Source organism: Nocardioides sp. T5, assembly GCF_048161455.1.
Lineage (GTDB): Bacteria > Actinomycetota > Actinomycetes > Propionibacteriales > Nocardioidaceae > Nocardioides.
Genome location: NZ_CP182415.1, coordinates 3,820,380 through 3,845,127 on the forward strand (window position 1 = coordinate 3,820,380; position 24,748 = coordinate 3,845,127).

The 24,748-nt window shown below is 73.0% G+C and carries 23 protein-coding genes and 1 tRNA gene; 7 read left to right on the top strand and 17 right to left on the bottom strand.

The features are described 5' to 3' along the window. Positions 1-16: 16 nt before the first annotated feature. From ACNKF0_RS18710 to rsmI, 8 genes are all read right to left on the bottom strand, one after another. A complete protein-coding gene (locus ACNKF0_RS18710) occupies positions 17-1,855 on the bottom strand; it encodes an ABC-F family ATP-binding cassette domain-containing protein (RefSeq protein WP_416954338.1) in 1,839 nt (612 codons plus the stop codon). Positions 1,856-2,050: 195 nt separating this feature from the next. After that, the gene (locus ACNKF0_RS18715; protein WP_416954339.1) at positions 2,051-3,592 is read right to left on the bottom strand and encodes a flotillin family protein; all 1,542 of its coding nucleotides are present in this window, start codon (positions 3,590-3,592) and stop codon (positions 2,051-2,053) included. Positions 3,593-3,631: 39 nt separating this feature from the next. Next, entirely contained in the window at positions 3,632-4,129 is a 498-nt protein-coding gene (locus ACNKF0_RS18720; RefSeq protein WP_416954340.1) for a hypothetical protein, read from the bottom strand. 108 nt (positions 4,130-4,237) lie between these two features. Further along, positions 4,238-5,149, bottom strand: coding sequence for a 4-(cytidine 5'-diphospho)-2-C-methyl-D-erythritol kinase (locus tag ACNKF0_RS18725; protein ID WP_416954341.1), 912 nt, complete (start codon positions 5,147-5,149; stop codon positions 4,238-4,240). Beyond that, entirely contained in the window at positions 5,146-6,015 is an 870-nt protein-coding gene (rsmA, locus tag ACNKF0_RS18730) for a 16S rRNA (adenine(1518)-N(6)/adenine(1519)-N(6))-dimethyltransferase RsmA (protein ID WP_299926302.1), read from the bottom strand. Before rsmA ends, ACNKF0_RS18725 begins: the two co-directional genes overlap by 4 nt. Before the next feature lie 107 nt (positions 6,016-6,122). Then, entirely contained in the window at positions 6,123-7,262 is a 1,140-nt protein-coding gene (locus tag ACNKF0_RS18735) for a transglycosylase family protein (protein WP_416954342.1), read from the bottom strand. A gap of 301 nt (positions 7,263-7,563) precedes the next feature. After that, a complete protein-coding gene (locus ACNKF0_RS18740; RefSeq protein WP_416954343.1) occupies positions 7,564-8,469 on the bottom strand; it encodes a TatD family hydrolase in 906 nt (301 codons plus the stop codon). Beyond that, the gene (gene rsmI / locus ACNKF0_RS18745) at positions 8,456-9,286 is read right to left on the bottom strand and encodes a 16S rRNA (cytidine(1402)-2'-O)-methyltransferase (protein ID WP_416954344.1); all 831 of its coding nucleotides are present in this window, start codon (positions 9,284-9,286) and stop codon (positions 8,456-8,458) included. Before rsmI ends, ACNKF0_RS18740 begins: the two co-directional genes overlap by 14 nt. Before the next feature lie 168 nt (positions 9,287-9,454). Between rsmI and ACNKF0_RS18750 the strand changes: the two genes are divergently transcribed. The 3 genes from ACNKF0_RS18750 (at position 9,455) to ACNKF0_RS18760 (ending at position 12,954) form a co-directional block, all read left to right on the top strand. After that, positions 9,455-10,900 carry an alkaline phosphatase PhoX gene (locus tag ACNKF0_RS18750; protein WP_416954345.1) on the top strand — a complete coding sequence of 482 codons (1,446 nt, stop codon included), beginning with the start codon at positions 9,455-9,457 and terminating at the stop codon, positions 10,898-10,900. 74 nt (positions 10,901-10,974) lie between these two features. Continuing rightward, positions 10,975-12,546 carry a dolichyl-phosphate-mannose--protein mannosyltransferase gene (locus ACNKF0_RS18755; RefSeq protein ID WP_416954346.1) on the top strand — a complete coding sequence of 524 codons (1,572 nt, stop codon included), beginning with the start codon at positions 10,975-10,977 and terminating at the stop codon, positions 12,544-12,546. A 180-nt stretch (positions 12,547-12,726) separates the two neighbouring features. Further along, on the top strand, positions 12,727-12,954 hold the full coding sequence (locus ACNKF0_RS18760; protein ID WP_416954347.1) for a hypothetical protein: 228 nt from the start codon (positions 12,727-12,729) through the stop codon (positions 12,952-12,954). A gap of 18 nt (positions 12,955-12,972) precedes the next feature. Here the strand turns inward: ACNKF0_RS18760 and ACNKF0_RS18765 are convergent, their stop codons facing one another. Further along, on the bottom strand, positions 12,973-13,584 hold the full coding sequence (locus tag ACNKF0_RS18765) for a hypothetical protein (protein WP_416954348.1): 612 nt from the start codon (positions 13,582-13,584) through the stop codon (positions 12,973-12,975). Between the two features lie 42 nt (positions 13,585-13,626). On the opposite strand from ACNKF0_RS18765, the gene ACNKF0_RS18770 reads away from it, so the two are divergent. The 3 genes from ACNKF0_RS18770 (at position 13,627) to ACNKF0_RS18780 (ending at position 15,662) form a co-directional block, all read left to right on the top strand. Then, positions 13,627-14,283 (top strand): Type 1 glutamine amidotransferase-like domain-containing protein, encoded by a 657-nt coding sequence (locus tag ACNKF0_RS18770; protein WP_299926320.1) that lies wholly within the window; start codon positions 13,627-13,629, stop codon positions 14,281-14,283. A gap of 64 nt (positions 14,284-14,347) precedes the next feature. Then, positions 14,348-14,959 (top strand): sulfite oxidase-like oxidoreductase, encoded by a 612-nt coding sequence (locus ACNKF0_RS18775; RefSeq protein WP_299926322.1) that lies wholly within the window; start codon positions 14,348-14,350, stop codon positions 14,957-14,959. Position 14,960: 1 nt separating this feature from the next. Next, positions 14,961-15,662: an FAD-binding oxidoreductase gene (locus tag ACNKF0_RS18780; RefSeq protein ID WP_416954349.1), complete on the top strand. Its 702-nt coding sequence runs from the start codon at positions 14,961-14,963 to the stop codon at positions 15,660-15,662. A gap of 31 nt (positions 15,663-15,693) precedes the next feature. Here ACNKF0_RS18780 and ACNKF0_RS18785 read toward each other — a convergent pair whose 3' ends face one another. From ACNKF0_RS18785 to ACNKF0_RS18800, 4 genes are all read right to left on the bottom strand, one after another. After that, complete coding sequence (locus ACNKF0_RS18785; protein WP_416954350.1) at positions 15,694-16,257, bottom strand: GNAT family N-acetyltransferase; 564 nt, start codon at positions 16,255-16,257, stop codon at positions 15,694-15,696. Positions 16,258-16,378: 121 nt separating this feature from the next. Next, on the bottom strand, positions 16,379-19,270 hold the full coding sequence (locus ACNKF0_RS18790; protein ID WP_416954351.1) for a BTAD domain-containing putative transcriptional regulator: 2,892 nt from the start codon (positions 19,268-19,270) through the stop codon (positions 16,379-16,381). 198 nt (positions 19,271-19,468) lie between these two features. Continuing rightward, complete coding sequence (locus ACNKF0_RS18795) at positions 19,469-20,524, bottom strand: Ig-like domain-containing protein (RefSeq protein WP_416954352.1); 1,056 nt, start codon at positions 20,522-20,524, stop codon at positions 19,469-19,471. 133 nt (positions 20,525-20,657) lie between these two features. After that, complete coding sequence (locus ACNKF0_RS18800) at positions 20,658-21,185, bottom strand: RDD family protein (RefSeq protein ID WP_416954353.1); 528 nt, start codon at positions 21,183-21,185, stop codon at positions 20,658-20,660. Positions 21,186-21,328: 143 nt separating this feature from the next. Here ACNKF0_RS18800 and ACNKF0_RS18805 point away from each other — a divergent pair, with 143 nt between their 5' ends. Further along, positions 21,329-22,234 carry a GNAT family N-acetyltransferase gene (locus ACNKF0_RS18805; protein ID WP_416954354.1) on the top strand — a complete coding sequence of 302 codons (906 nt, stop codon included), beginning with the start codon at positions 21,329-21,331 and terminating at the stop codon, positions 22,232-22,234. Positions 22,235-22,308: 74 nt separating this feature from the next. On the opposite strand, the gene ACNKF0_RS18810 is transcribed toward ACNKF0_RS18805, so the two are convergent. The 4 genes from ACNKF0_RS18810 to ACNKF0_RS18825 form a co-directional block, all read right to left on the bottom strand. Then, positions 22,309-22,384: transfer RNA gene (locus ACNKF0_RS18810), tRNA-Ala, on the bottom strand. A gap of 253 nt (positions 22,385-22,637) precedes the next feature. Beyond that, positions 22,638-23,582 (bottom strand): hypothetical protein, encoded by a 945-nt coding sequence (locus tag ACNKF0_RS18815; protein ID WP_416954355.1) that lies wholly within the window; start codon positions 23,580-23,582, stop codon positions 22,638-22,640. A 60-nt stretch (positions 23,583-23,642) separates the two neighbouring features. Next, positions 23,643-24,206, bottom strand: a complete 564-nt coding sequence (locus ACNKF0_RS18820; RefSeq protein WP_416954356.1) for a GNAT family N-acetyltransferase — start codon at positions 24,204-24,206, stop codon at positions 23,643-23,645. A gap of 53 nt (positions 24,207-24,259) precedes the next feature. Continuing rightward, positions 24,260-24,736, bottom strand: a complete 477-nt coding sequence (locus tag ACNKF0_RS18825) for a MogA/MoaB family molybdenum cofactor biosynthesis protein (protein WP_299926343.1) — start codon at positions 24,734-24,736, stop codon at positions 24,260-24,262. Positions 24,737-24,748 lie beyond the last annotated feature (12 nt).

Here is a 24,748-nt window from a genome sequence, read left to right on the forward strand (position 1 = left end):
GGGCTGCGGGGACCCGCTACTCCACGACCTCGGAGGCCTCGAGCCACTCCAGCTCCAGCTCCTCCTTCTCCGCCGCCAGCTCGCCGAGCTGCTCGCCGACGCGCGCGAGCAGGTCGTAGTCGGTGAGGTTGGCCTCCATCTCGGCGTGCAGCTCCGCCTCGCGTACGGCGATGCGCTCGAGCTGCTTCTCCACCCGGGCGAGCACCTTGCGGGCCGCACGGTCCTCGGCGCTTCCGGCCCGCGCCTTCGGGGAGGCGGCAGCCGCCTCCGACGGGCCTGCGTCATCCGAAGACGTACGCACAGGTGCGGGTTCGGATGACGCAGCGGTGGCGGACGAGGCGGCGGACGAGGCGGCGGCAGCCTGCAGGGCGGCCCGACGCTCGAGGTACTCGTCGACCCCGCGCGGCAGCATCGAGACCTGCCCGTCGCCGAGCAGCGCCCACGTCGAGTCGGTGACCCGCTCGAGGAAGTAGCGGTCGTGGGATACCACGATCAGGGTGCCGGGCCAGGAGTCGAGGAAGTCCTCGAGGACGTTGAGGGTGTCGATGTCGAGGTCGTTGGTGGGCTCGTCGAGGAGCAGCACGTTGGGCTCGGTGAGCAGCAGCTTGAGCAGCTGGAAGCGTCGCCGCTCACCGCCGGACAGGTCGCCGAGCCGCGCGGTCAGCCGGTCGCCGGTGAAGCCGAACCGCTCGAGCAGCGACGTGGCGGTGATCTCCTGGCCGTCGAGGGTCTTGGTGACCCGCCGGATCGACTCGACCGTCGGCAGCACCCGCGCCTCGGGGTCGATCTCGTCGAGCGCCTGGGTGAGGTGCTTCATCTCGACGGTGCGCCCGTGCTTGACCCGCCCGACGTCGGGCTCGAGGGTGCCCGCGATCAGCGACAGGAGCGAGGTCTTGCCAGCGCCGTTGACGCCGACGATCCCGACGCGGTCGCCCGGCCCGATGCGCCAGGTCGCGTGGTGGAGCAGCACCCGCTCACCGCGCGCCAGGTCGACGTCCTCGATGTCGATGACGTCCTTGCCGAGCCGCTGGCTGGCGAAGCGCTGCAGCTCCATCCGGTCGCGCGGCGGGGGTACGTCGTCGATGAGCGCGTTGGCCGCGTCGATGCGGAACTTCGGCTTCGACGTACGCGCCGGGGCGCCGCGCCGCAGCCACGCGAGCTCCTTGCGGGCGAGGTTGAGCCGCCGCGTCTCGGTGGCGGCCGCCTGCCGCTGGCGCTCGGCCTTGGCCAGGACGTACGCCGCGTAGCCGCCCTCGTAGGAGTCGACCGCGCCGTCGTGCACCTCCCACGTGGTCTGGCAGACCGCGTCGAGGAACCACCGGTCGTGGGTCACCACGATGAGCGCGCTCGGCAGGCCGACGAGGTGGCCGGCGAGCCAGGCGACGGCCTCGACGTCGAGGTGGTTGGTCGGCTCGTCGAGCACGATCAGGTCGTGGCGCGAGAGCAGCAGCGCGGCCAGCGCGCAGCGACGGCGCTCGCCGCCGGACAGGCCCACGACCGCGCGGTCGAGCGTCACGCCCGCGAGCAGCTCCTCGACCACCTGCCGCATGGTCGGGTCGGCGGCCCACTCGTGGTCCTGCCGCCCGCCCAGCACCGCCTCGCGGACGGTGTGGCTGTCGACGAGCTCGTCGCCCTGGTGGAGGTAGCCGATCTCGACACCGCGGGTGCGGGAGACGCGACCGGAGTCGGGCACCTCGAGGCCGGTCATCACCTCGAGCAGGGTGGTCTTGCCGTCGCCGTTGCGGCCCACGACGCCGACGCGCTCGCCGACGGAGATGCCGAGCGAGACGTTGTCGAGCAGGGGCCGCACGCCGTAGGACTTCGAGACGCGCTCGAGGTTGATCAGGTTCGCCATGTCCGGGCGATCCTCTCAGGTGCGGCCCAGCGGACGCGGATCGGCGTACGCCCTCGGGCTGGCGGTGCGTGAGACACGTTCTGAGCTGCCGAACCCTGCGTCACTCACCGCTCGACGTGGCGTCCCCGCGCGGGCGGTGCGTGAGACAGCTTTCGCGCGTCCAGAAGCTGTCTCACGCACCGCCCAGGTAGGGGCTCAGCTGGCGGGGCGCCCGTCGCCGTCGGTCGCGCCTCCGGCGAGGGAGGGCGCGGCCGTGCCGTTGGTGCCGGAGTACTTCTGGATCAGCGACTCCACGTCGAGCCCGGTGGTGGCCTTGAGCATCTCCATGGTCTGCACGAGGTTGTTGGTCACCTGCTTGGGCAGCTCGCCGGCGCCGTCGGCGGAGATCACCGTCAGCTTGTCGATGCTGCCCATCGGGCGGGCCAGCTCGGCGGCCACCTTGGGCATGACCTCGATGAGCATCTGCAGCACGGCGGCCTCGTTGTAGCCGGCGAACGCCGCGGCCTTCTTGTCCATCGCCTCCGCCTCGGCCTGTCCTGCGGCGAGGATGGCGGCACCCTGCGCCTCGCCCTCGGCGCGTACGGCGTCGGCCTCGGCGACGCGGCGGGCCTTCTCGGCCTCACCGCGCTTGGCGCCCTCGATGGCCTCGGCCTCGGCCAGCGCCGAGCGGCGGGACTTCTCGCCCTCACCGGTCAGGCGGGCCTTCTCGGCCTCGGCCTCGGCGTTGGCGATCGAGGCCGCCTTGCGGGCCTCGGCCTCGAGGATCGCCGAGCTGCGGCGACCCTGCGCCTCGGTCTCGACGCGGTAGCGCTCGGCGTCGGCGGGCTTGCGGACCTCGGTGTCGAGCTGGCGCTCCTTCAGCGCCGCCTGCCGGACGGCGACCTTCTCCTGCTCGAGCAGGACGGCCTGGTCGCGGTCGGCCTGGGCGAGGGGGCCGGCGGCCGCGGCCTGGGCGTTGGCGGCGTCGGTCTCGGCCTTGATCTCGGCGTTCTTGAGGGCGAGCGCCCGCTGGGTGACGGCGATCTCCTGCTCGGCGGCGATGCGGGCCTGCTCGGCGGCCTGGCGGGCGTTGGCCTCGGCGATCGAGGCGAGCTGGTTGAGCTTGGCGGCCTCGGGGCGGCCGAGGTCGGCGAGGTAGGAGCCGTCGTCGGTGATGTCCTGGATCTGGAAGGTGTCGAGGACCAGGCCCTGGCCGGTGAGCGAGGACTCGGACTCCTCCGCGACGCGCTGGGCGAAGGCGGCGCGGTCGCGGATGATCTGCTCGACCGACATCGAGCCGACGATCGAGCGCAGGGCACCGGCGAGCACCTCCTGGGTGAAGGTCTCGATCTCCTCCTGCTGGCTGAGGAACCGCTGGCCGGCGGCACGGATGGAGTCCTCGTTGCCGCCGACCTTGACCAGCGCCACGCCGTCGAGGTTGAGCTTGATGCCCTGCCCCGACACCGCGCCGCGGATCTGCACCGAGATGCGGCGCGAGGACAGGTCGAGGGTGGCGAGACGCTGCACGAACGGGATGACGAACACACCGCCGCCCATGACGACCTTCTGCCCCGACAGGTCGGTGGAGATCTCGCCGGTCTCCGGGTTGCGCACCTCGCCCTTGCCCTTGCGCCCGGTGACGATGAACGACTCGTTGGGGCCGGCCACCTTGTAGCGCGTGGTGACCAGCAGCGCGAGCAGCACGAGGAGGACGAGGAGGCCGATCACGGAGGTGACGACCGGGGACAGACCGAACATGGGCAGGTGCTCCTAGCGAGATGGCGTACGTGGAACGGGTCAGGGGAGGAAGAGGGGCTCGACCTGGACGGCCGTGGGCGAGATGACCTGGGTGACGCTGACCTGGGTGCCGGCCGGCACGGCGGTGCTCGAGCGGGCGTTGAGGCGGGTGATGTGGCCGCCGACGCTGAGCGACACGACGCCGAAGCCGCCCTCGGGGATCGCGCTGACCACGGAGCCGATGCGCTCGAGCACGTCGGAGGTGCGCACGGTGTCGCCCTCCCCGTCGCCGTGGAGGAACGTCGAGGCCTTCGCGGCCAGCCAGCCGAGCAGGACGCCGAGCACCAGACCGATGACGACGGCCAGCGAGGTGGACCCGGTCGCCTCGAGCGCGATCGCGCCGCCGAAGCCGAGGGCGCCGAGGAACCCGGCGAGCGCTTCGGTCGAGAAGAAGCCGGCGCTGAGCCCCTCGAGGGCGCCGTCGAGGACGTCGCCGACGACGAGCGCCACGAGCAGCAGCAGGACGCCGACGGCGCCCACCACCAGGAACACGGTCACGATGCCTCCCCCAGGCGATCAGTGCGACGTCGTCGACGCCGCGCACAACATATCGAGATGCTTCCCCGTCCGCGGCGGTTCACGCCACCGGGTCAGGACCCCATCCCGCTACCGCAGGTCCTGGTGCGCTCCCCCGGTGCCGACGACGTGCGCTCCCGCGACGGGACCGACCGCGGAGAGCACGACGTCGTACGACGACGACAGCGCGGTGAGCACCTCCATCGAGCCCTCCTGCGAGTCGCAGAGGAAGACGCAGGTCGGGCCCGAGCCACTGACCATGCCGCGCAGGGCACCCTCGGCCTCGCCGCGCGCGATCAGGTCGCCGAGCTCGGGGCGCAGGTCGATGGCCGGCTCCTGGAGGTCGTTGTGGAGCGCCCGGGCCAGCCGGACCGGCTCGCCGGTGGCGAGCGCGGCGAGGAGCTCGGTCGGCTCGGCGGGCTGCGCCGGCGCGTCGGGGTGGAGCCGGTCAAAGTGGCGGTAGACCTCGGGCGTCGACAGGCCGACCGCGGCGGGGACCACGACCCACCACCACGTGCCGTGGTCGACGATCGGCTCGACCACCTCGCCGCGGCCGCGCCCACGCGCCGTACCTCCCACCAGGGAGAAGGGCACGTCGCTGCCGAGCCGGGCGGCCTGCGCGAGGAGCAGGTCGTCGGGCTGGCGGAGGTCGTGGAGCCGGTCGTGCGCGAGCAGGGCCGCCGCACCGTCGGCCGAGCCGCCGGCCATGCCGCCGGCGACGGGGACCTGCTTGGCGATCTGCACGAGGTGCGCACCCCCGCACGGCGCCTCGGCCAGGGCACGCATCGCGATGTTGGAGGCGTCGGTGGGGACACCCGCCACGTCGACGTGCGCGGAGCCGGTGACCGTCAGCGCGTCGTCGGGGGCGTCGGAGACGGTGACGTCGTCGTAGAGCGAGATCGCCTGGTAGACCGTGTCGAGCGGGTGGAACCCGTCCTCGCGGGGGGCGCCGACCCCGAGGTGGAGGTTGATCTTCGCGGCGGCGCGGACGGTGACGGTCACCGAGCCGCCGCCAGGCCCTCGGCGATGCGGGCGAAGTCGTGCACGTCGAGGACCTCGCCGCGGGCGGTGGGGTCGACGCCGGCGAGCTCGAGCGCGGCGGTGGCGGCGTCCGCCGAGCCGGCCAGCCCGCGCAGCGCGGCGCGCACCTGCTTGCGCCGCTGCGCGAAGGCGGCGTCGACGACGGCGAAGACCTGCTCGCGGGTCGCGGTGGTCTGCGGCGGCTCGCGCCGGGTCCAGGCGACGAGGCCGGAGTCGACGTTGGGGGCCGGCCAGAAGACGTTGCGCCCGATCGCACCGGCACGGCGTACGTCGGCGAACCAAGCCGCCTTCACGCTGGGCACGCCGTAGGTCTTCGACCCAGGTGGGGCGGCGAGGCGGTCGGCGACCTCCGCCTGCACCATCACCAGGCCGCGCTCGAGCGACGGCAGCAGGGTCAGCAGGTGGATGAGCACCGGCACCGAGACGTTGTAGGGCAGGTTGGCGACCAGCGCCGTGGGCGGCGGACCCGGCAGGGCGTCCACCCGCATCGCGTCGGCCAGCACCACCTCGAAGCGGTCGGCCTGCGCAGGGGCGTACGCCGCGATGGTGGCGGGCAGCCGCTCGGCCAGGAGCGGGTCCAGCTCGATCGCGATCACGCGGCGCGCGACCTCGAGCAGCGCGAGGGTGAGCGAGCCCAGCCCCGGCCCGACCTCGACGACCACGTCGTCGCCGGTGATGCCGGACTCGCGGACGATCCGGCGCACGGTGTTGGCGTCGATGACGAAGTTCTGGCCCCGCTGCTTGGTGGGTCGCAGGTCGAGCTCGGCGGCCAGCTGACGCACCTCGGCCGGCCCGAGGAGTCTCGGGCCGGCCGGATGGGAGGTCATGGCGTCAGCCTAGTGCCGCTGTAACGCCGGGTTGATCGCTGTACCCACCCTGATGCATGTGGGTGGGTAGTTGCAGTAACCCGGCGTTACAGCGGTTCAGGCGAGGATCACTGGGGCAGGCCGAGCTTGGAGGAGCAGCTCGGCCAGGAGCCGTAGCCGCCAGTGGCGTCGCGGAGGCGGGTCGCCACGGCGATCTGCGTCTCGCGGGAGGCCTGGTGCGGATAGCCGGTGCCGCCGTAGGCCTGCCAGGTGCCGAGGTTGAACTGGAGGCCGCCGTAGTAGCCGTTGCCGGTGTTGATGGCCCAGTTGCCGCCGGACTCGCACTGCGCGAGCGCGTCCCACACGGTGCTGCCGCCGGAGAAGTCGGCAGCCGGCTCCTCGGGCTTCTCCTTGGTGCCGACCGCGACGATGCGGGCGACGGCCTTCTGGCGCACGTCGGCCTTGACGACCTTGCGCGCCGCGAGCTCGCCGTTGACGAAGCGGAGCTGGTAGGTGACGGCGCGGACGCCGTCGCGACCGGCGCGCACGACCTCCTGCTCGCCCTCGAACATCGAGGAGTCCTCGCGCTCGACGACGGGTGCGTCCAGGACCTCGCGCTTGACCTTCTTGGTGGCCACGCGGATGTCGGTCACGACGATCTTGTCGCCGTCGGCGATCTCGGTGGTCAGCGACGGGCGCACCTTGTCGTGGCGGTCGACCTCGAAGTCGGCTGACTTGAGCACGTCGGCGACCGTCATCGCGGTCAGCTTGCGCTTCTTCAGCTGCTGGGCACCGAGCTTGAGGTGCACCACCTTGGGCGTGACGACCGCGAGGGACAGCCCGCTGCGGCCGATCGAGGAGCCGCGGCTGGCCGACAGGTCGGCACCCTCGAAGCGCCGACCGATCTCGCCGAGGGCGCTGGCGACGTCGGTCGAGTTGACCCAGTAGGTGTGCGACGTGCCGTCGACGTCGAGCTCGAGCGGACGCCCGAACTGCACGGCGATGGCCGAGCCGTCGCTGACGGCCTCGTCGACCGCCGGGGCGACCAGGTCCTTGTCGCCGACCTCGACACCCTCGGCCGCGAGCACGTCGGCGACCGTGTCACCGATGGCGCTGACCTGACGGGTCTCCCCGTCCAGGGTGAGGGTCACGTCCTTGGTGAGGGCTGCGTAGCCGACCGTCGTACCTCCGACGGCTGCCACCACCAGCGCCACGAGGGTCGCCAGGACTGTCTTGGACCTGCTGAGCTGCGCGAGTCGAGAGCGCACGATTCTCCGAACGTCGTACTACCCGGGCCTCGGGCGGCAGCACCCCCCGGCCGAGCGATGCACGGCGATCACGACGGGGTCGCGGGAGCCGTACGACGTGCGAGCGGGGGCCTCGCAGGACCGGCCCGATCCGGTCCTCGTGCTGCCGGAAATCACTCCCGATCCCGGCCAACAATCACAGGACGATAACGATGACCGGCGATGACGCAAACTCTTCGGGGCAAATTCCTGGGGAGATCCGCCTCACGCCCACCCCTCCGGAGGGGCCCCGGGACGGGGGTGGGACACGGGGTCTGGACGGCTACCAGGCGCCGCCGAAGACGCGTTCGGTGGTGGCGTCGATCGCCGCGCAGAGCGCCTCCAGGTCGGCCTGCAGCACCTCCGCCATCGCCCGCACCGTGTGCGGGACGAGGTAGGAGGCGTTGGGCCGACCACGCCACGGCGTGGGCGTCAGGTAGGGCGCATCGGTCTCCACCAGCAGCCGGTCGTGGGGCGTGACCGCCAGCGCGTCGCGCAGCTGCTGCGCGTTCTTGAACGTCACCGTCCCGGCGAAGCTGAGGTGGGCGCCGCGGTCCAGGCAGCGCCGCGCGAAGGCCTCGTCGCCGGAGAAGCAGTGCATCACCCAGCGCTCGGGCGCGCCCTCGGAGTCGAGGACGCGGAGCACGTCGTCGTGGGCGTCGCGGTCGTGGATGACGAGGGTCTTGTCGAGCCGCTTGGCCATCTCGACGTGGCGCCGGAAGCTCTCCTCCTGCGCCGCCCGCCCGTCCTCGCCGGTGCGGAAGAAGTCCAGGCCGGTCTCGCCGACGGCCCGCACCTTGTCGTGGGCCTGCGCGAGCTGCTCGATCTCGGCGAGGGCCTCCTCGAGGCGACCGGCCGCGGCGAGGCGTGGCGCCTCGTTGGGGTGCAGGGCCACGCCGGCGACGAGCGCGTCGTGCTCGGCAGCCGCGGCTACGGCCCAGCGGGCACCGGGGAGGTCGCAGCCGATCTGCACGATCCGCGGCACGCCGACGGCCGCCGCGGCTGCGATGGCGTCCGCGGTGTCGAGCCAGTCCCCGTCGGCGATGTCGAGGTGGCAGTGGTTGTCGACGACAGGGTGCGGGAGCGGATCGGGGGCCGGCGGTCGCTCCCGGTCGCGCCGGGCGCCAGAGGTCTCCTCGGTGGCCGCGCGGCTGCGGGTCGGCCCGGCCCCGCCCTCAGCGGTGGACAACGTCGTACACCTCCCGCTTGGGCAGGCCGGACCGCTTGGCGACCTCGGCGATCGCCTCCTTGCGGGTCGATCCGGCGGCCTCGAGGTCGGCGACCGCCGCGCGCAGGGTGCCGGGGTCGGTGCCGAGGGCCGGGGCGCCGCTCGACCCCTCGACGACGATCGTGACCTCGCCTCGTACGCCGTCGGCGGCCCAGGCGACGAGCTCGGCCAGCGGGCCGCGGCGCACCTCCTCGTGGGTCTTGGTGAGCTCACGGCACACCGCGGCCGGACGGTCCTCGCCCAGCGCCTCCGCCATCGCGGCCAGCGCCGCCTCGGTGCGGTGCGGCGCCTCGAAGAACACCATCGTGCGCTCCTCCGCGGCCAGGGCGGCCAGGCGTCGTCCCCGCTCGCCCGCCTTGCGGGGCAGGAAGCCCTCGAAGCAGAACCGGTCGACGGGCAGCCCGCTCACGGCCAGCGCGGTGAGCACCGCGCTGGGGCCCGGCACGGCCGTCACGCGTACGTCGTGCTCGACCGCCGCGGCGACGAGCCGGTAGCCCGGATCGGAGACGCTCGGCATCCCCGCGTCGGTCACCAGCACGACCCGCTCGCCGGCGAGCAGGGCCTCGAGGAGCACCGGGGTGCGGGCCTGCTCGTTGCCCTCGAAGTAGGACACGACGCGCCCGGACAGGGTGATGCCGAGGTCGGCGCACAGCCGCTTGAGGCGGCGGGTGTCCTCGGCCGCGACGACGGCGGCACCCGACAGCTCGGCGGCCAGCCGCGGCGGCGCGTCGCCGGCCTGCCCGATCGGGGTGCCCGCGAGCACCAGGACGCCAGTCAAGCGGGGTCCCCGCGGCGTTGTTCGGGGGAGCGAAGCGGAGGAGAAGAAGGTCGGGGGGTGCTCATGGGATCACCGTAGATGCTGGCGGGAGGGGTTCCGCTCCCGGCTCCGCAGGCCTAGCGTGTCGAGATCCCCCCATCGTCCTCGCTGCCCCCGGAGGTCACTCACATGCAGCTCAACCGCCGCACCGCCATCACGGGAGCCCTCGGTGGCGCCCTCGCCGCCGGCCCGTTCGCCGGCTTCGCCAACGCCAACGCGCTCTCCCGCACGGGCGCGCTCGCCGGTGCCGCCGCCGGCACGCTCGTCCCGGTCCCCGACGCCCGCGACGGCGTCGTACGGCTGGACCTGCCGGCAGGCTTCTCCTACCGCTCCTTCCACGACACGTCGTCGCCGGTGACCCTGCGCGACGGCACCCGGCTGCCCGGTCGGCACGACGGGATGGGGGCCTTCGCCGGGCCCGGCGGGTCGGTGCTGCTGGTGCGCAACCACGAGGTCAACAACCCGCAGCCGGCGTTCGGTCCGACCAAGCCCTACGACAAGCGCGGCGGCGCGGGCACGACCACGATCCAGGTGACGAGGTACGGCGAGGTGCAGGACGCCTACACCAGCCTGAGCGGCACGATGATGAACTGCAGCGGCGGCCAGATGCCGTGGGGCGCCTGGGTGACCTGCGAGGAGACCGTCAACGGCCCCGACGTCGGGCCCGACTTCACGGGCGCGTCCAACGTGCCCCTGCAGAAGCGGCACGGCTACGTCTTCGAGGTCCCGGCCGGCGGCCTCGCCGACGCGCGACCGCTGCGCAAGGCCGGCCGCTTCGCGCACGAGGCGGTGTCGTACGACCCGGCCGACGGCGTGCTCTACCTGACCGAGGACAACTTCGCCTTCCCCTCGGGCTTCTACCGCTACGTGCCCCGGGAGCGGCGCGACCGGCACCGCAACCTCGACCACAACGGCCAGCTGCAGATGCTCGCGGTCGCCGGGCGCCCGCAGGCGCACCTCGAGGCGCACCAGGACACCACGACGGTGCACGACGTCGAGTGGGTCGACATCGACGAGCCGGACGTGGAGTTCCCCTACACGCCGGGCGAGCCGGCGCCGACGAGCAACGACACCGCCATCAACTTCGTCGGCGACCAGGGCCGGGCCAAGGGCGCGGCGCACTTCTCGCGCTGCGAGGGCCAGGTCTTCCACGACGGCGTCGTCTACTTCACCGCGACCCAGGGGGGCGGCGAGGCAATGACGGGGCCCGACAACGTCGACGGCTACGGCAAGGGCTACGGCCAGGTGTGGGGCTACGACACCCGCACCCAGACGCTGCGGTGCGTCTACCAGTCCGAGAGCCGCCAGGTGCTCGACTTCCCCGACAACGTCACCACCAGCCCGCGCGGCACGCTGGTGCTCTGCGAGGACCACGACGAGGGCAACTACCTGCGAGGTCTGACCACCGAGGGCGACCTGTTCTCCATCGCCCGCAACGCGATGGTCGGGCGCGAGAACGACGAGTTCGCCGGGTCGACGTTCAGCCCCGACGGGCACACCCTCTTCGTCAACATCCAGGCGAGCCGTGGGCTGACCTTCGCGATCTGGGGGGACTGGGCCTCGATCGGCGTTTGAGCGGGCGCCGGCCCGGCCGGCGCCTACGGACGGAGGCACCGGACGGGTCGGTCACGTCTGGCTAGAGTTCCCGCGTGATCCCGACAGCCGCCGAGCGGAATCGTCCGCGCTGGCGGTCGGAGGACCCGATGCTCGGGTGGGCGGGCGCCCTGTGCCTCGCCGCCCTGGCGTTCTTCCTGAGGCGCTGGAACCTCGGCACGCCGCACGCGTTCTCCTTCGACGAGACCTACTACGCCAAGGACGCGTGGTCGCTGCTCAACCACGGCTACGTGCGCCAGTACGTCGAGGACGCCGACAAGACGATCCTCAACGGCGACCTCACCGGGCTGTTCCAGGACGGCCCGTCGATGATCGTCCACCCCGAGGTCGGCAAGTGGCTGATCGCCGGCGGGATCGAGGTCTTCGGGATGGACCCCGCCGGCTGGCGCACGGCGTCGGCGCTGGTGGGGGCGCTGATGGTCCTGCTGATGTGCCGCTTCGCCCGGCGCGTCACCGGCTCGACCGTCCTCGGGCTCGTGGCCGGCCTGCTGCTGTCCGTCGACGGCCTCCAGCTCGTGCTGTCCCGGCTGGCGCTGCTCGACATCTTCCTGGCCTTCTTCACCCTCTGCGGCGTGCACTGCGTCGTCGCCGACCGCCAGTGGCTGCGCGACCGGCTGGCCGCCGGCGCGACGCGCACGTGGTGGCGCCCGTGGCTCGTCGCCGGGGGCGTGTCCTTCGGCCTCGCGTGCGGCACCAAGTGGTCCGCGGTCTACGCGCTCGCCGTCTTCGGCCTGCTCGCGTGGCTGTGGAGCGCCGGAGCCCGCCGGGCGTTCGGCCAGCGCCGGCCGCTGCTCCGCTCGGTGGTCCTCGACGGCGTACCGGCGTTCGTCGCGCTGGTCGGCGTCGCGCTGGCGACGTACGTCGCGTCGTGGACGGGGTGGCTGCTGAACGCCGACGCCTACGAGGAGGCGTTCAGCAACACGCAGTACACGTCGTACGCCGGTGGCGAGGCATGGCCGACCGCGAGCGAGCCCGACGCCGAGGGCCTCGGGGAGGTCACCCAGTCGCTGCGGTCGCTGTGGTCCTACCACCAGGACGTCTACACCTTCCACAGCCACTTCCTCAACGACTCCACCCACATCTACGCCTCCAAGCCCTCGACGTGGCTGGTCATGGGCCGCCCGGTCGGCGTCGACGCCCAGACCGACATCCAGCCCGGTTCGCAAGCGTGCGAGGCACCCTCGGGCTCGAGCTGCATCCGCCAGGTGCTGCTCATCGGCAACCCCGTCATCTGGTGGGGCGGCTGCCTGGCCGCCATCGCCTCGCTGCTGCTGTGGGTCGGGGCGCGCGACTGGCGCCACGGCGTCGTGGTCGCCGGCCTGGCCAGCACCTGGCTGCCCTGGTTCGCCTACGACGACCGTCCGATCTTCTTCTTCTACGCCATCACCTCGCTGCCCTTCCTGGTGCTCTCGATCGTGCTGGCGATGGGCCACCTCATCGGCACCTCCGACGTCCCCACGCCGAGGCGCACCTTCGGCGTGGTCGTCGCGGGCAGCTTCACCGTGCTGGCCCTGATCACCTTCGCGTGGTTCTGGCCGATCTGGACCGACGCGCTGCTGACGAAGTCGGAGTGGCAGGCCCGCATCTGGTTCCAGCGCTGGATCTGACGACGGGCGGTCTCCGCCGCTGCGCGGTCCGTGAACCAGGCAGGAACAATCGAGGTTTCCTCAAGATGGACCGCAGTTCGGCCGGCGCCCATTCTCTTTCCGGTAGGGCCCCGCGACGATGGTCCAGCCCGGCGCACACGGGGGTTTGTGCCAGGGCTCGACGCCAGGGAGGGAGCGTTGATGGACTCCATGATGATCCATGTCTGCCTGCAGACCGAGGGTGCACCGACCGGTGAGGACCACGAGGTGGGCGAGCGCTGGGTCTGCACGTGCGGGGACAACTTCGTCTACCGCGAGGGCTTCAACCGGGCCGGCTACCCGAGCCTCGAGTGGTGGCCCGCCCCGGCCATCCCGCAGCCCCGCAAGGCCGCGCGCCGCGGGCTGCTCTTCGGCCCCCGCAAGGGCTGAGCGTCCCTCCGGACAGCCTCACCAGGCGCCGGGGAACCGTGCCGACCCTGCGATCGCGAGCAGCGAGACCACCAGCGACACCGCGACCGCGATCAGCACCGACTGGCCCAGCCAGCGGCGCCCCGGCAGCGCGAGGAGCACGACCCCGGCCACCGCAGCCAGGGCCGGCAGCACCCAGACCGGCACCGCGGCCGACAGCAGGCCGACCAGCACCGCGAGGGCGACGCCGGCGCCGGCGGCCCGGCCCAGCGGGACCGGCCGCGGGCCGCGGGGCAGGCCGACCTCCGTGACGGGGCCCGACGCGGGCAGCTGGTCGGGTGCCAGCACCCGGAGCAGGAGGATGATCGTGGCGGGGTCGGCCACCACGACGACGTCGCGGTAGCGGTCGGCCACGGCATGGCGACGTACGACCTCGTCGAGCCGGTGCCCGCGGTCCACGTCGGGGAAGCGCACCGGCGCCAGCAGCGTCTCGGGGTGGGCGGTGCGCCCGAGGCCCTGCACGATCCGCTTGCCGTCGGCGGTCGGTGCAGTGAGGACGACGGCGGACGACGCGATCCCGGCGCGCACCCGCGCGACCTCGGCGGCGTCGGCCTGCGTGCTGACCACGAGGATCCGCTGGTAGTCGCTCACGGGACGACGTTAGCGCCGGGCACCTCCTGCGACGATGCAGGGATGAAGCTCCTGCTGACCTCCGGTGGTGTGACCAACGACAGCATCCGCGCAGCGCTGGTGGAGCTGCTCGGCAAGCCGGTCGAGGAGGCCACGGCACTGGCCATCCCCACGGCCCAGTGGGGCCACCCGATGTGCGGACCGGAGCTGCTGCGCAGCTTCGTCACCGACCGCACGCCGCCGACGATGACCGGCCTCGGTTGGCGCTCGGTCGGCGTGCTCGACCTCACCGCGCTCCCGACGATCAGTCCGGACCGCTGGGTGCCCTGGGTGCGCGAGGCCGACATCCTCCTCGTCAACGGCGGCGAGGCGACCTACCTCGCCCACTGGGTGCGGGAGTCCGGCCTCGTGGACCTGATCCCCGAGTTGACCGACACCGTCTGGGTCGGCGTCAGCGCCGGCAGCATGGCGCTGACCCCGCGCATCGGCGACCTGTTCGTCGAGTGGCGGCCCGAGGAGGGCGACCGGACCCTCGGCCTCGTGGACTTCTCGCTCTTCCCCCACGTCGGCCTGTTCCCTGGCAACACCCTGGAGGTCGCCGAGCAGTGGGCCGCCGACCTGGGCAACCCGGCGTACGCACTCGACGAGCAGTCCGCCGTCCTCGTCGACGGAGACCGGGTCGAGGTCGTCTCGGAGGGCGAGTGGGCGCACTTCGCATAGGCCCCGGGCCACGGCAGACTGGCCCTCGTCCGCCTCGTGCACGAGCCGAGTCCCAGGAGCATCGATGCCTGTCACCCGAGGGTTCCACCGCCGCCGTCCCGAGCCGGAGCGCGGACGGCTGCCACCCGGGCAGTACGACACCGGCGCGTCGTGGCCGGTGCTGAGCGCGGAGGCCACGCCCCAGAAGCCCGAGGAGTCGTGGACCTTCAGCATCGACGGGCTCGTCGAGTCGCCGCACACCTGGACCTGGCAGGAGCTGCACGCGGTCCCCGGCTCGACCTATTTCGGCGACATCCACTGCGTCACCACGTGGTCGAAGTTCGACATGACCTTCAGCGGCGTCAGCGTCGATGACCTGCTCGACGTCGCGAAGCCGGACCCCGCGGCGGCGTACGTCCTGGCCCACTCGGTCACCGGCTACACCACCAACCTTCCGCTGGCCGACGTCACCGGCGGCAAGGCGTGGGTGGTGTGGAGCGTCGACGGCAAGCCGCTCCCCCGCCAGCACGGCGGCCCGCTGCGCCTGCTGGTGCCGCACCTCTACTTCTGGAAGTCGGCCAAGTGGCTCTCGCGCCTCGAGCTGATGACCGAGGACCGGCCGGGCTTCTGGGAGCAGAACGGCTACCACGACCGCGGCGACCCGTGGCGCGAGCAGCGCTACCAGGGCGACGACTGACGTGGCACCGGCGCCCATGGCGGCCTGGAGCGACGGCCGCATCATCGAGAAGGACCAGCCCACGCCGACCACCGTCCGGTTGCGGCTGCACGTGGACGACCGGCCCCACCACCTGCCCGGGCAGCACTACATCCTCCGGCTGCGCGCCCCCGACGGCTACACCGCCCAGCGGTCCTACTCGCTGGCCTCCGACAGCGACGACCCGCTGCTCGAGATGCTCGTCGAGCGGCAGCCCGACGGCGAGGTGTCGGAGTTCCTCGCCGACGTCGCCGAGGTGGGCGACGTGCTCGAGCTGCGCGGGCCGATCGGTCGCTGGTTCGTCTGGGACACGAAGAGCCGCGTCCTGTGCCTCGTCGGCGGCACCGGCGTGGTGCCGGCCGTCGCCATGGCCCGCACCGCGCGCCGGCTCGGTCGCACCGACCTGCTGCGCATCGCCGCGATGGGCCGCAGCCGCGACGAGCTCGCCTACGCCTCCGAGCTGGAGAGGTACGGCGCGACACTGGCCTTCACCCGCGCGGACGTCGACGGCCGACCGGCCGGACCGTTCACTGCAGCGGAGCTCACGCCCCTGCTCGAGGGGGTCGACCTGGGGTACGTCTGCGGCTCGGCCCGCTTCGCGTCGTACGCCGAGGACCTTCTGGTCGCGTGCGGGCTCGACCCGGGCGCGATCCGGGTCGAGCGCTTCGGACCGACCGGCGACTGAACGTTGCGCCGCCGGTCGCCGGGTGCGACTGTCACGCGCCGGCCTCCTGCTCGGGGAGGGCGAGCCACGCGTCCCACGTCAGGTCACGCCCGATGAAGCGAGGCCGGCGCAGGGGCCAGGCCGACGCCACCCAGGCAGGGACGAAGGCACCGAGCCGGCTCTCGAGCTCGGTGCCCACCAGGTCGTCGACGACCCACCAGGAGACGTCGGCGTCGGCGCCGGCGCGGCCGGGGGGATCGATGTAGACACAGCCGAGCAGTGTCGTCTCCTCGGCGTCGAACAAGGCGTAGGTGAACGACTCGTGCTCCTCGTGCTCCGCCGCGTGACGGACCAGGTCCTCGAGGTCCTGCTCCCGGGTGAGGTCGGCCGGCGGCCAGCTCCACACGGTCCCGTAGATCGACCACAGCCGTTCCCGCGAGCCGCGGACGGCCGTGAGGTCGAGGTCGACATCCGTCGCGCGGATCGGCCGGAGGTGGTGGTGGGGTCCCACCTGCACGACCTCGGGGTGCGTCCAGTGGTCCGGCATCCAGGCTGCGGGCAGCCCGGGCTCCGGGGGCTCGACCGGCGGCGCGTCCGGCAGGGAAGGCAGGTCCATGCGCCCCACGCTAGGGCCGACCCCTTCCGCGATGCTTGCGGCGCGCTTCCGCACCCCTTGCGGGCCCCTCAGGCCACTCCCTCAGGCCACTCCTTCAGGCCCCTCCCTCAGGCCCACTCCCTCAGGCCACGACGTCGGTGCACCTCCGGGCGAGGTCGACGGTCTCGTCGAGTGACAGCCGTCGGCCCCGGGCGAGCACGTCGTCGTACGTCTCGCCGAGGTGCTCGCGGGCGGCGGCCCGCGTCTGGGACAGGACCTGCTCGTCCGGCTGGTAGTAGCCGTAGACGTTGCTGCCGACGGTCTCGCGGAGCTCGTCGGCCGCGCCGAGGAGGAGAGCCACGTGCCGCCAGTCGTCACTCTGGGACTCGACGACGGCGAGGCTCTCGAGGAAGTAGGCCAGGTTCGCCATGTCGCCGGTGTCGAGGCTGAGCGAGATGCCCTCCCGCAGCTGCAGGCGTGCGGACGCGAGGTCGCCCGTGGTGAGGGCGACCTGCACCGAGGTGAAGAGGGTGATGTAGATGGCGAGCGGGTCCTCACGCACCCGGGCCGCGGTCAGCGCGTCGTGGAGCAGCGGGGTCGCCTTGCCGGGATCTCCCTGCAGGAGCCGGACGGTGCCGAGCCACACGTGCGCCAGGGTCCAGAGCCACCCGCCACGGAGCCCGCACGACTCGGTCAGCGCGATCGTCGCGTCGAGGTGGGTGTCGGCGGCGGCGAGGTCGCCGCTGGCCAGCGCGACCAGTCCCTCACCCGCGACGTTGTGGGCCTGCCCCTCGATGTCGCCGATGCTCCGCCCCAGGGCCGCGCCCTCGCCCCAGCACGTGGCCGCCTGCAGGTCGCCCTGGGCGAAGGCCATCGCGCCGAGCACGGCGGTGACACGGGTCCGGGTCGGCCCGGTGAGGTCGTGCGCCAGGGTCGCCTGGGTCAGCCGGCGTCCCTCGTGCAGGTGGCCGCGCAGCCACCAGTACAGCCACATCGCCCAGCAGGCCCGACCGGCCAGCTCACCGCGCTCGGAAGCGAGTGCCCACTCGATCGCGCTCGTCAGGTTGGCGTGCTCGCGCTCGGTCACTGCGAGCGACGCGCGCGTGGCGTGACCGCGGAACCCGGCCGCGGTCCGCTCGATCAGGTCGAGGAAGTAGTGCAGGTGGGCGTCACGGGCATCGGTGGCCTCCACGCCCTCGAGCCGGCTGTCCGCGAACTGCGCGATCGGCTCGAGCATCCGGAAGCGCACCGCCTCGGGGTGGTCGAGGTCGCGCAGCACCAGCGAGTGGGACGTCAGCGACTCCAGCGCCGCCAGCGAGTCCGCGTCGTCCCGCGGGCGGAGCGCCTCGACCGCCTCGAGCGTGAAGCCGTCGGCGAAGACGGCGAGCTGACGGAACAGGCGCTGCTCGTCAGGGTTGAGGAGCTGGTAGCTCCAGTCGATCGCCGACCGCATGGTGCGTTGCCGCGCGGGGAGGTCGCGCGCTCCTGCCGTGGCCATCACGCGGTCGAGGCGCTCCAGCATGGCCGCGGGCGGCAGGAGCGGTGTCCGGGCGGCTGCGAGCTCGAGTGCCAGTGGGATGCCGGCCAGCCGCCGGCAGATGCTCGACACCGCGCCCACGTTTCCCTCGTCTAGCTCGAAGCCGGCCCGGGCGGAGCGGGCCCGTGCGACGAACAGCTCGATCGCGGTGGACGCGGCAGCGGCGTCCGGGTGGCCGACGCCCGGCCCGGGGAGGGACAGGGGTGCGAGCTGGTACTGCAGCTCGCCGCGGACCCGCAACGTGGTGCGGCTGGTGACCAGGATGCTGAGGAGCGGGCAGGTGGCCACCAGCCGCGCGAGCACGGGCGCGGCGTCGAGGACGTGCTCGAAGTTGTCCACCACGAGCAGGGTGCGGGCGCCCCGGACGTGCTGGGCGACCACGTCGAACGCGTCCTGCCCCTCGACCCCGCTGAGCCCGAGGCCGCGACCGATCGTCGGCAGCACCACGTGCTCGTCAGTCACCGCGATGAGGGAGGTGATGCAGACGCCACCGGGGAACGCGTCGCGCGACGCCTCGGCCACGGCGTACGCGAGTCGGGTCTTCCCGACCCCTCCCACCCCGGTGACGGTGACGAGTCGCTGGGGGGAGGCGGTGAGCAGGTCGACCAGGTAGTCGACGTCGCGACCTCGGCCCACCAGGTCGTCGGCAGGGACGACGACGTCGGAGTGCCAGCTGAGGCCCGCCACGGGCCGAGACGCCGGCGCGTCCTCGGTCGGCGGCGCCTCCTGCGCGGCGGGAAGCAGGTCGTCGTCGTGGGCGAGGATGCGCTGGTGGAGCTCCTGCAGCTGCGGCCCCGGGTCGATCCCCAACTCCTCGGCCAGGAGGTGCCGCAGGTCCGCGTACACCTCGAGCGCCTCCGCCTGCCTGCCGGCGCGGTAGAGCGCGAGCATCTGGTGGCGCCGGAACGCCTCTCGGAGCGGGTGCTCCGACACCAGGGGCGTGAGGTGGTCGAGGGCCTCCCGGACCCGGCCCTGCGCGAGCTCGACCTCGACCAGGAGCTCGAAGGCGCTCACCCGGATGCCCTCGAGACGGGCGGCCTCGACCTCGGCGAACGGGAGCCGTACGTCGGCGTAGGCCGTGTCGCGCCACGCTGCCAGCGCCGCGTCGAGCTCTCGCCTCGTGGCGGCCAGGTCACCCCGTGCGTGGTGCTCACGCGCCCGGGCGAACCCCTCGACGAAGACGACCGCATCGACGGTGCCGTCCGCGGCCTCCAGCCGGTATCCCGGCGACACGGTGCTGATCGAGACGCCGGGCAGTCCGGCCAGGCGCGAGCGCAGTCGGGACATGACCGCGTGGAGGTTCGAGGCGCTGGCGCCTCGCCCGGCACCGCCCCACACCCGCTCCAGCAGGGCGTCGACGGACACCACCCTGCCGACATCGACGACGAGCGCGGCGAGCACCTCACGGTGGCGGGCCGAGCCGACCGTGATCGGCTCGTCTCCGTGACGCACCTGCAGCGGACCGAGCACCTCGATCACGCCCTGCCCCCCTTGCACCCGTCCGAGCCTGACGAATAGTAGACCGCGGCAGGCGATCGACCCGGGGGATTTCCGCTGCGCGCTCGGGTGGCGGCGGTCAAGGTGAGGGACGACAGCACGCCGCCGCGCAACGGGGTGGGGCCCGTTGCGCGGCGGCGTGGGGTGAGCCCACGGCCCACGCAAGGGGGTCGCGTGCGGGCTGCGGACTCCGGCAGGTCAGCGCAGGGTGATGGTGCGCTGACGCGAGGCGGAGGCCGCCACGTCGGGCGAGCCGAGGTAGGCGGCGACCAGCTTGTGCGTGCCGCGGCGGAGCTTCGGCAGCCTGACGGTGACCTTGCCGCGCCGGGACGGGCTCAGCGTCGCCCGGGCGACGACCTTGCCCTTGTCACGCACCACCACCGTGCCGGTGGCCGCAACGGCCGCCTTCACGGTCACGGCCACCTTGCCCCGACGGCCCGGCACCACCTTCCAGGTGGCCGACGTCGTCGAGGCCACCTTGCCTGCGCCCGGGCCCGGGTTGGGGGCCGGCGTGGTCGGCGTGGTCGGGGTCGGCGTGGTCGGGGTCGGCGTCGTCGGGATCGGCGTGGTCGGGGTCGGCGTGGTCTGGGCGTTGCTCGCGAACAGGCCCACGTAGGGAGTCACGTAGTACTTGTCTCCCCCGTGCCCGCCCACCGTGTAGGCGATCTGCATGTGGTCCCCGGCCTGGCTGATCGGGCACGGCGCGTCGCCGTCGAGCCGGGACTGGCAGTTCGGCTGCTGGGTGGCCGGACCCTTGAGCTCGCGCGTGGCGCGGACCGGGAACCGGAACTCCACGATGTCGCCCTGGCGCAGCGTGAACGCCTCGGTGCCTGCCGGTGCCATGAGGTAGCCGCCGTTCGCGCCGTGGTCGAAGTCGAGACCGCCGGAGGCGAAGGAGGGCTGCTCCCCGGTGTGGTAGACGTCCCACTGCACGTCCTCGTCGACGTACTCGACACCGGTCGGTGCGAGCAGCTCCGGCAGGATCGCGACCTTGCCGCTGCACGGCAGGCCGACCAGGCCGGCGTAGCCGCGGATGTAGAACTTCTCACCGACCTTCGGCACCTGCCCGGACGGGGAGGACCAGCCGATGTTGGCGCTCACGCCGACGGACGTCGTGCTGGTGATGCAGTCGATGATCGTGTCCTGGTCCTGGAACCCGTCGTTCCAGGCGGCGGCGGTGGCGCCGGCCGGACCGGGGGCGATCAGTCCCGCGGCGACGGCTGTCGTCGCGATGGACATGGCGAGCTTCTTCATGGTCGTGCCTTTCGTGGGTCGAGCTGGTGTGTGGGTGTGCGAGTGCGGTGGTGCGAGTGCGGTGGTGCGTGCGGTGGTGCGTGCGGTGGTGCGTGGGGTGGTGGTCACGGCGGGGCCCGGGGCTCGCGGGCGCTCAGCGGTCACGGAGGACGACGCGGGTGCCGCCGGCCAACCGGTCGTGCCAGCCGCGTCGCTCGGGGTCGCCGGCGATGCCGACGAGGATGGCGATCGCGGCGACCAGGGTCGCGAGGCTGCCCGCCAGTCCACCGACGACCGGCACCGCCGACACGACGCCGAGACCGGTCCAGGCGTTGCGTCGCAGCGCGGCGCCGATCGCGGGGGACGCGCCGGTGGTGTCGACGACCCGTACGCCGAGCAGGCGCTTGCCGATCGTCTGCCCGTCGCGTGACTCCAGGACGGCGAAGTAGCCGATCGTCACCGCGGCCGACACCACCGCGGAGAAGGCTCCCGCCAGCAGGCCGGCCGGACCGCCCAGCACCGATGCCCCCAGACCGAGCGGGGCGAGCAGGACGGTGGTGGCGACGGCGAGGCCGACGTGGTCGACGAGTCGGGCAGCGAGGCGCTGCCAGACCTCCGCGGTCCGCGGGTCGGGCGTGGTCGGACGGGACGACGCGAGGTCGGATCCGCTGGTCGTGGACATGGTGTTCGCTTTCTCGAGGTCGGTGACGACCTCGAGACAACCGGTGCGGGCTTGCGCGCTCCTTGCGTCGTCCTTGTACGCCGCTGGCGGCTCGGGTGCCGCGACGCAAGCGAGCCGCAAGGTGGTGCACGCACCATGGAGCCATGACAGCTCCCAGCGGACTGCCCGACGGTCTCACCACCCGCCCACTCACCCTCGCCGACGCCGAGTCGGTGCACGCCGTGATCGCAGCCGAGGAGGAGGTGGACCTCGGCGAGGCGGAGATGACCCTGGCGGACGTGGTCGCCGACTGGCAGCGGCCCAGCTACGACGTCAGCGCACGGACGATCGGGGTCTTCGACGGCGACCGTCTGGTCGCGTACGCCGACCACAGCGACGTGGACGTGGCCTACACCGCGGTGCTCCCGTCGTACCAGGGTCGCGGCATCGGCACAGCCATCGCGCAGTGGTTGCAGGCGACCGCTCGCGCGGCCGGGTCCACCAGGATCGGCACCCAGGTCCCGCAGGACAGCGCGGCCGACCGGCTCATGCGCGACCTCGGCTACGAGGCTCGATGGACCGCCTGGGACCTCGAGCTGCCGCCGAGCAGCGAGATCGCAGCCCGGCCGCTGCCTCCCGGCTTCGTGCTGCGCGACGCGGAGGAGGCCGACCGGAGCTCGGCGTGGACCCTCGTCGAGGACTGCTTCCTCGAGTGGTCCGACCGCGACCGGATGAGCCTGGACGACTTCGGCGCACGGGTGTGGGGCCGACCCGGCTTCGAGCCCTGGAACCTGCGGCTCCTCGTCTCGCCCGACAGCGAGGTCGTCGGTGCCACCCACGTGTTCCTGGCCGGTGGCAGCGCCTACGTTGCTCGCATCGCGGTGCGACCCGACCACCGCGGCCGTGGGCTCGCGCCATCGATGCTGGTGGACGCCTTCGCCCGTGCGCGCGAGCACGGGGCCGACCGGTGCTACCTGTCGACCGACACCCGCGCCGGAGCGCGTGGTCTCTACGAGAAGGTCGGCATGGTGGTCGCATCGACCTGGGTCAACCGGGCCATCGCCCTCTGACGGCGGTGCGGCTCCCGGCTGGGACCCCGGACGCGCAGAACCGCCCGTCCCCTTGCGGTGACGGGCGGTTCACGTGGTGGAGCTGAGGGGATTCGAACCCCTGACCTTCTCATTGCGAACGAGACGCGCTACCAACTGCGCCACAGCCCCATGCGCCCGGAGGCGCGACGCCAAGATACACGAGCGGTTCGGCGCCCACCCAATCGCCCTGGTGGACTTCCACGCGTGCGGGTCGAAGTCCATCCCGACCCCGGCGTACGACCCCCGCGCGCGGCCTGAACCTCCACGCGTACGCGTGGAAATGCATCAGCACCTGAGCGTACGAGACCGTTTCGGGGCCTGAACTTCCACGCGTGCGGGTGGAAGTTCATCTCCAGGCGCGCGTGGAGCAACCCGGCGGACGTCAGGCGCCGCTGGCGCGGCGGGTCTCGCCGGCCTCGCGGGCGGCCTTCGCGTCCTTCGCGGACTGCTCGGCCGAGCGGGCGAGGGCGGAGTCGCCGTCGTGGTGGCCGCTCGACCAGACGCCGGTGGAGTCGAGGTCGATCGTGGAGACCGTGCGCCGCTGGGCGGCCGGCTTGCTGACGTAGGTCGGCAGCGTGGTGGGCACCATGTCCCAACCGCCGACGACCGGGACCTCGCCGGTGAGCACCGCCGGGGTGTCGGCGGCGGGCGGGGCCTGCGCGGGTGCGGACGGCTCGGACGCGGACGGCGCGGCGGGGACGCGGGGCTGCGGCGGGGTCACGGTGATCTCGCCGGTCAGCTCGGACTCGTCGGGCTCCTCCTCGACGACCGGCGGCAGGCCGATCTCGATGGCGGAGCGGGACGCACGCTGGCGACGCTCGGCGCGCACCGACACCCGGCAGGCCACCAGCCACGCGACGAGGACGGCGACCGACGCGGCGACCCACGGCCAGGCGACGACGCGGGCGACGGCCAGGCCGACGACGACGGCGTTGGCCAGCAGGACCAGCGCGAGGACGTTGCGGCGGCGCTTCGCGGCCCGGCGGGCGGACGCACGCTCGGCGGCCGGCGACAGCGGACGTGACACCGGGCTCGACACGGTGACCTCGCGGGTCACCTCCGTCGTGACCGACGCGGCCACGACCTCCGGCTCGGTGTGCGCCTTGGTCTCGACGGGCGGGCGGAGCGAGGCCCGGATCGGCGAGACGACCAGGCGGGCGTTGCGGCGGTCGACGGGCTCGCGCCGGGCGAGGACGCGCATCGTGTGGGAGAACTTCTCCACGGATCGGCTGCGGACGACCTCGTCGTGGTGCTTGAGGGCCTTGGGGATCAGGTAGACGGCCCACGCCACGGCAAGGGCGACGAAGATGAGAGCGCTCAGGTCCACGCTCGAAGCGTAGGAGCGGGGAGCGCGGGCGAGGCGGATGTCAAGAGGTGTGTCGCAGAACTACTGGTGTGAAGGGTGTGTCTGGAGCCGGACGAGGACCCCTTCGGGTGCCTCCTCGGCCGTGACGGCGAAGATCCGGTGGTCGCGCCACGCACCGTCGATGTGCAGGAAGCGCGGCGCGTAGCCCACCTGCTCGAGGCCCAGCTTCTCCACGACGCGCAGCGAGTTGGTGTTCTCGGGACGTACGCAGATCTCGACCCGGTGCAGTCCGACGGGTCCGAGGCAGTGGTCGATCACCATCCCCACCGCCCGGGGCGCGACCCCGCGCCCGGCCACCTCGGCGGCGACCCAGTAGCCGATCGAGCCCCACTGCGCCGAGCCGCGGGCCACGTTGCTGACGGTGACCTGCCCGGCGAAGCGGCCCCCGACCTCGATGACGAAAGGCAGGCACTGGCCCAGCTTGGCCTGGTGGATCAGGGAGCGCGTGACGACCTTGTACGACGACGGGCGCGGCGCGGCGCCCGGCGGCACGGTGGCGTCCCACGGCCGCAGCCAGTCGTGGTTGCGGGCGCGCACGGCCTGCCACTCGTCGGCGTCCGAGCGGCGCAGCGCGCGGACGACCACGCCCTGCGACTCCAGGCGGGCGGGCCAGCCGGGGGCGCTCCCGGACAGGCCGCTCAGTGGTCGCTCCCGACGACCTGCTCCACGGCGTGGCGCACGACGGGCTCGAGAACGCCCAGGCCGTCCTTCACCCCGCCGCGCGAGCCGGGGAGGTTGACGACGAGGCAGTCGCCGGCGACCCCGGCGAGGCCCCGCGAGAGCATCGCGGTCGGCACGCCCTTGGCGACCCCGGCGGCGCGGATCGCCTCGGCGATGCCGGGCACCTCGCGGTCGAGCAGCGGCGCGGTCGCCTCGGGCGTCCGGTCGGTCGGGGTCAGGCCGGTGCCGCCGGTGGTGAGCACCAGCCGGGCTCCGGCCGAGACGGCCGCGGCGATGGCGTCGCGCACCGGGTCGCCGTCGGGCACGACGACCGGGTCGCCGCAGTCGAAGCCCTGGTCGCGCAGCCAGGCCGCGATCAGCGGCCCGGTCTCGTCGGCGTAGGTCCCGGCCGCCGCGCGGTTGGACGCGACGACCACTGCCGCCGGGAGGCTCATCGCTCCCACAGC

Excerpts from the sequence above, each read along its gene's own strand:
- ACNKF0_RS18800 (WP_416954353.1), bottom strand. The coding sequence starts at position 21,185 with ATGTCCACGACCAGCGGATCCGACCTCGCGTCGTCCCGTCCGACCACG.
- ACNKF0_RS18750 (WP_416954345.1), top strand. The coding sequence starts at position 9,455 with ATGCAGCTCAACCGCCGCACCGCCATCACGGGAGCCCTCGGTGGCGCC.
- ACNKF0_RS18795 (WP_416954352.1), bottom strand. The coding sequence starts at position 20,524 with ATGAAGAAGCTCGCCATGTCCATCGCGACGACAGCCGTCGCCGCGGGA.
- ACNKF0_RS18775 (WP_299926322.1), top strand. The coding sequence starts at position 14,348 with ATGCCTGTCACCCGAGGGTTCCACCGCCGCCGTCCCGAGCCGGAGCGC.
- ACNKF0_RS18770 (WP_299926320.1), top strand. The coding sequence starts at position 13,627 with ATGAAGCTCCTGCTGACCTCCGGTGGTGTGACCAACGACAGCATCCGC.
- ACNKF0_RS18715 (WP_416954339.1), bottom strand. The coding sequence starts at position 3,592 with ATGTTCGGTCTGTCCCCGGTCGTCACCTCCGTGATCGGCCTCCTCGTC.
- ACNKF0_RS18785 (WP_416954350.1), bottom strand. The coding sequence starts at position 16,257 with ATGGACCTGCCTTCCCTGCCGGACGCGCCGCCGGTCGAGCCCCCGGAG.
- ACNKF0_RS18760 (WP_416954347.1), top strand. The coding sequence starts at position 12,727 with ATGGACTCCATGATGATCCATGTCTGCCTGCAGACCGAGGGTGCACCG.
- rsmA (WP_299926302.1), bottom strand. The coding sequence starts at position 6,015 with ATGACCTCCCATCCGGCCGGCCCGAGACTCCTCGGGCCGGCCGAGGTG.
- ACNKF0_RS18805 (WP_416954354.1), top strand. The coding sequence starts at position 21,329 with ATGACAGCTCCCAGCGGACTGCCCGACGGTCTCACCACCCGCCCACTC.
- ACNKF0_RS18710 (WP_416954338.1), bottom strand. The coding sequence starts at position 1,855 with ATGGCGAACCTGATCAACCTCGAGCGCGTCTCGAAGTCCTACGGCGTG.
- ACNKF0_RS18825 (WP_299926343.1), bottom strand. The coding sequence starts at position 24,736 with ATGAGCCTCCCGGCGGCAGTGGTCGTCGCGTCCAACCGCGCGGCGGCC.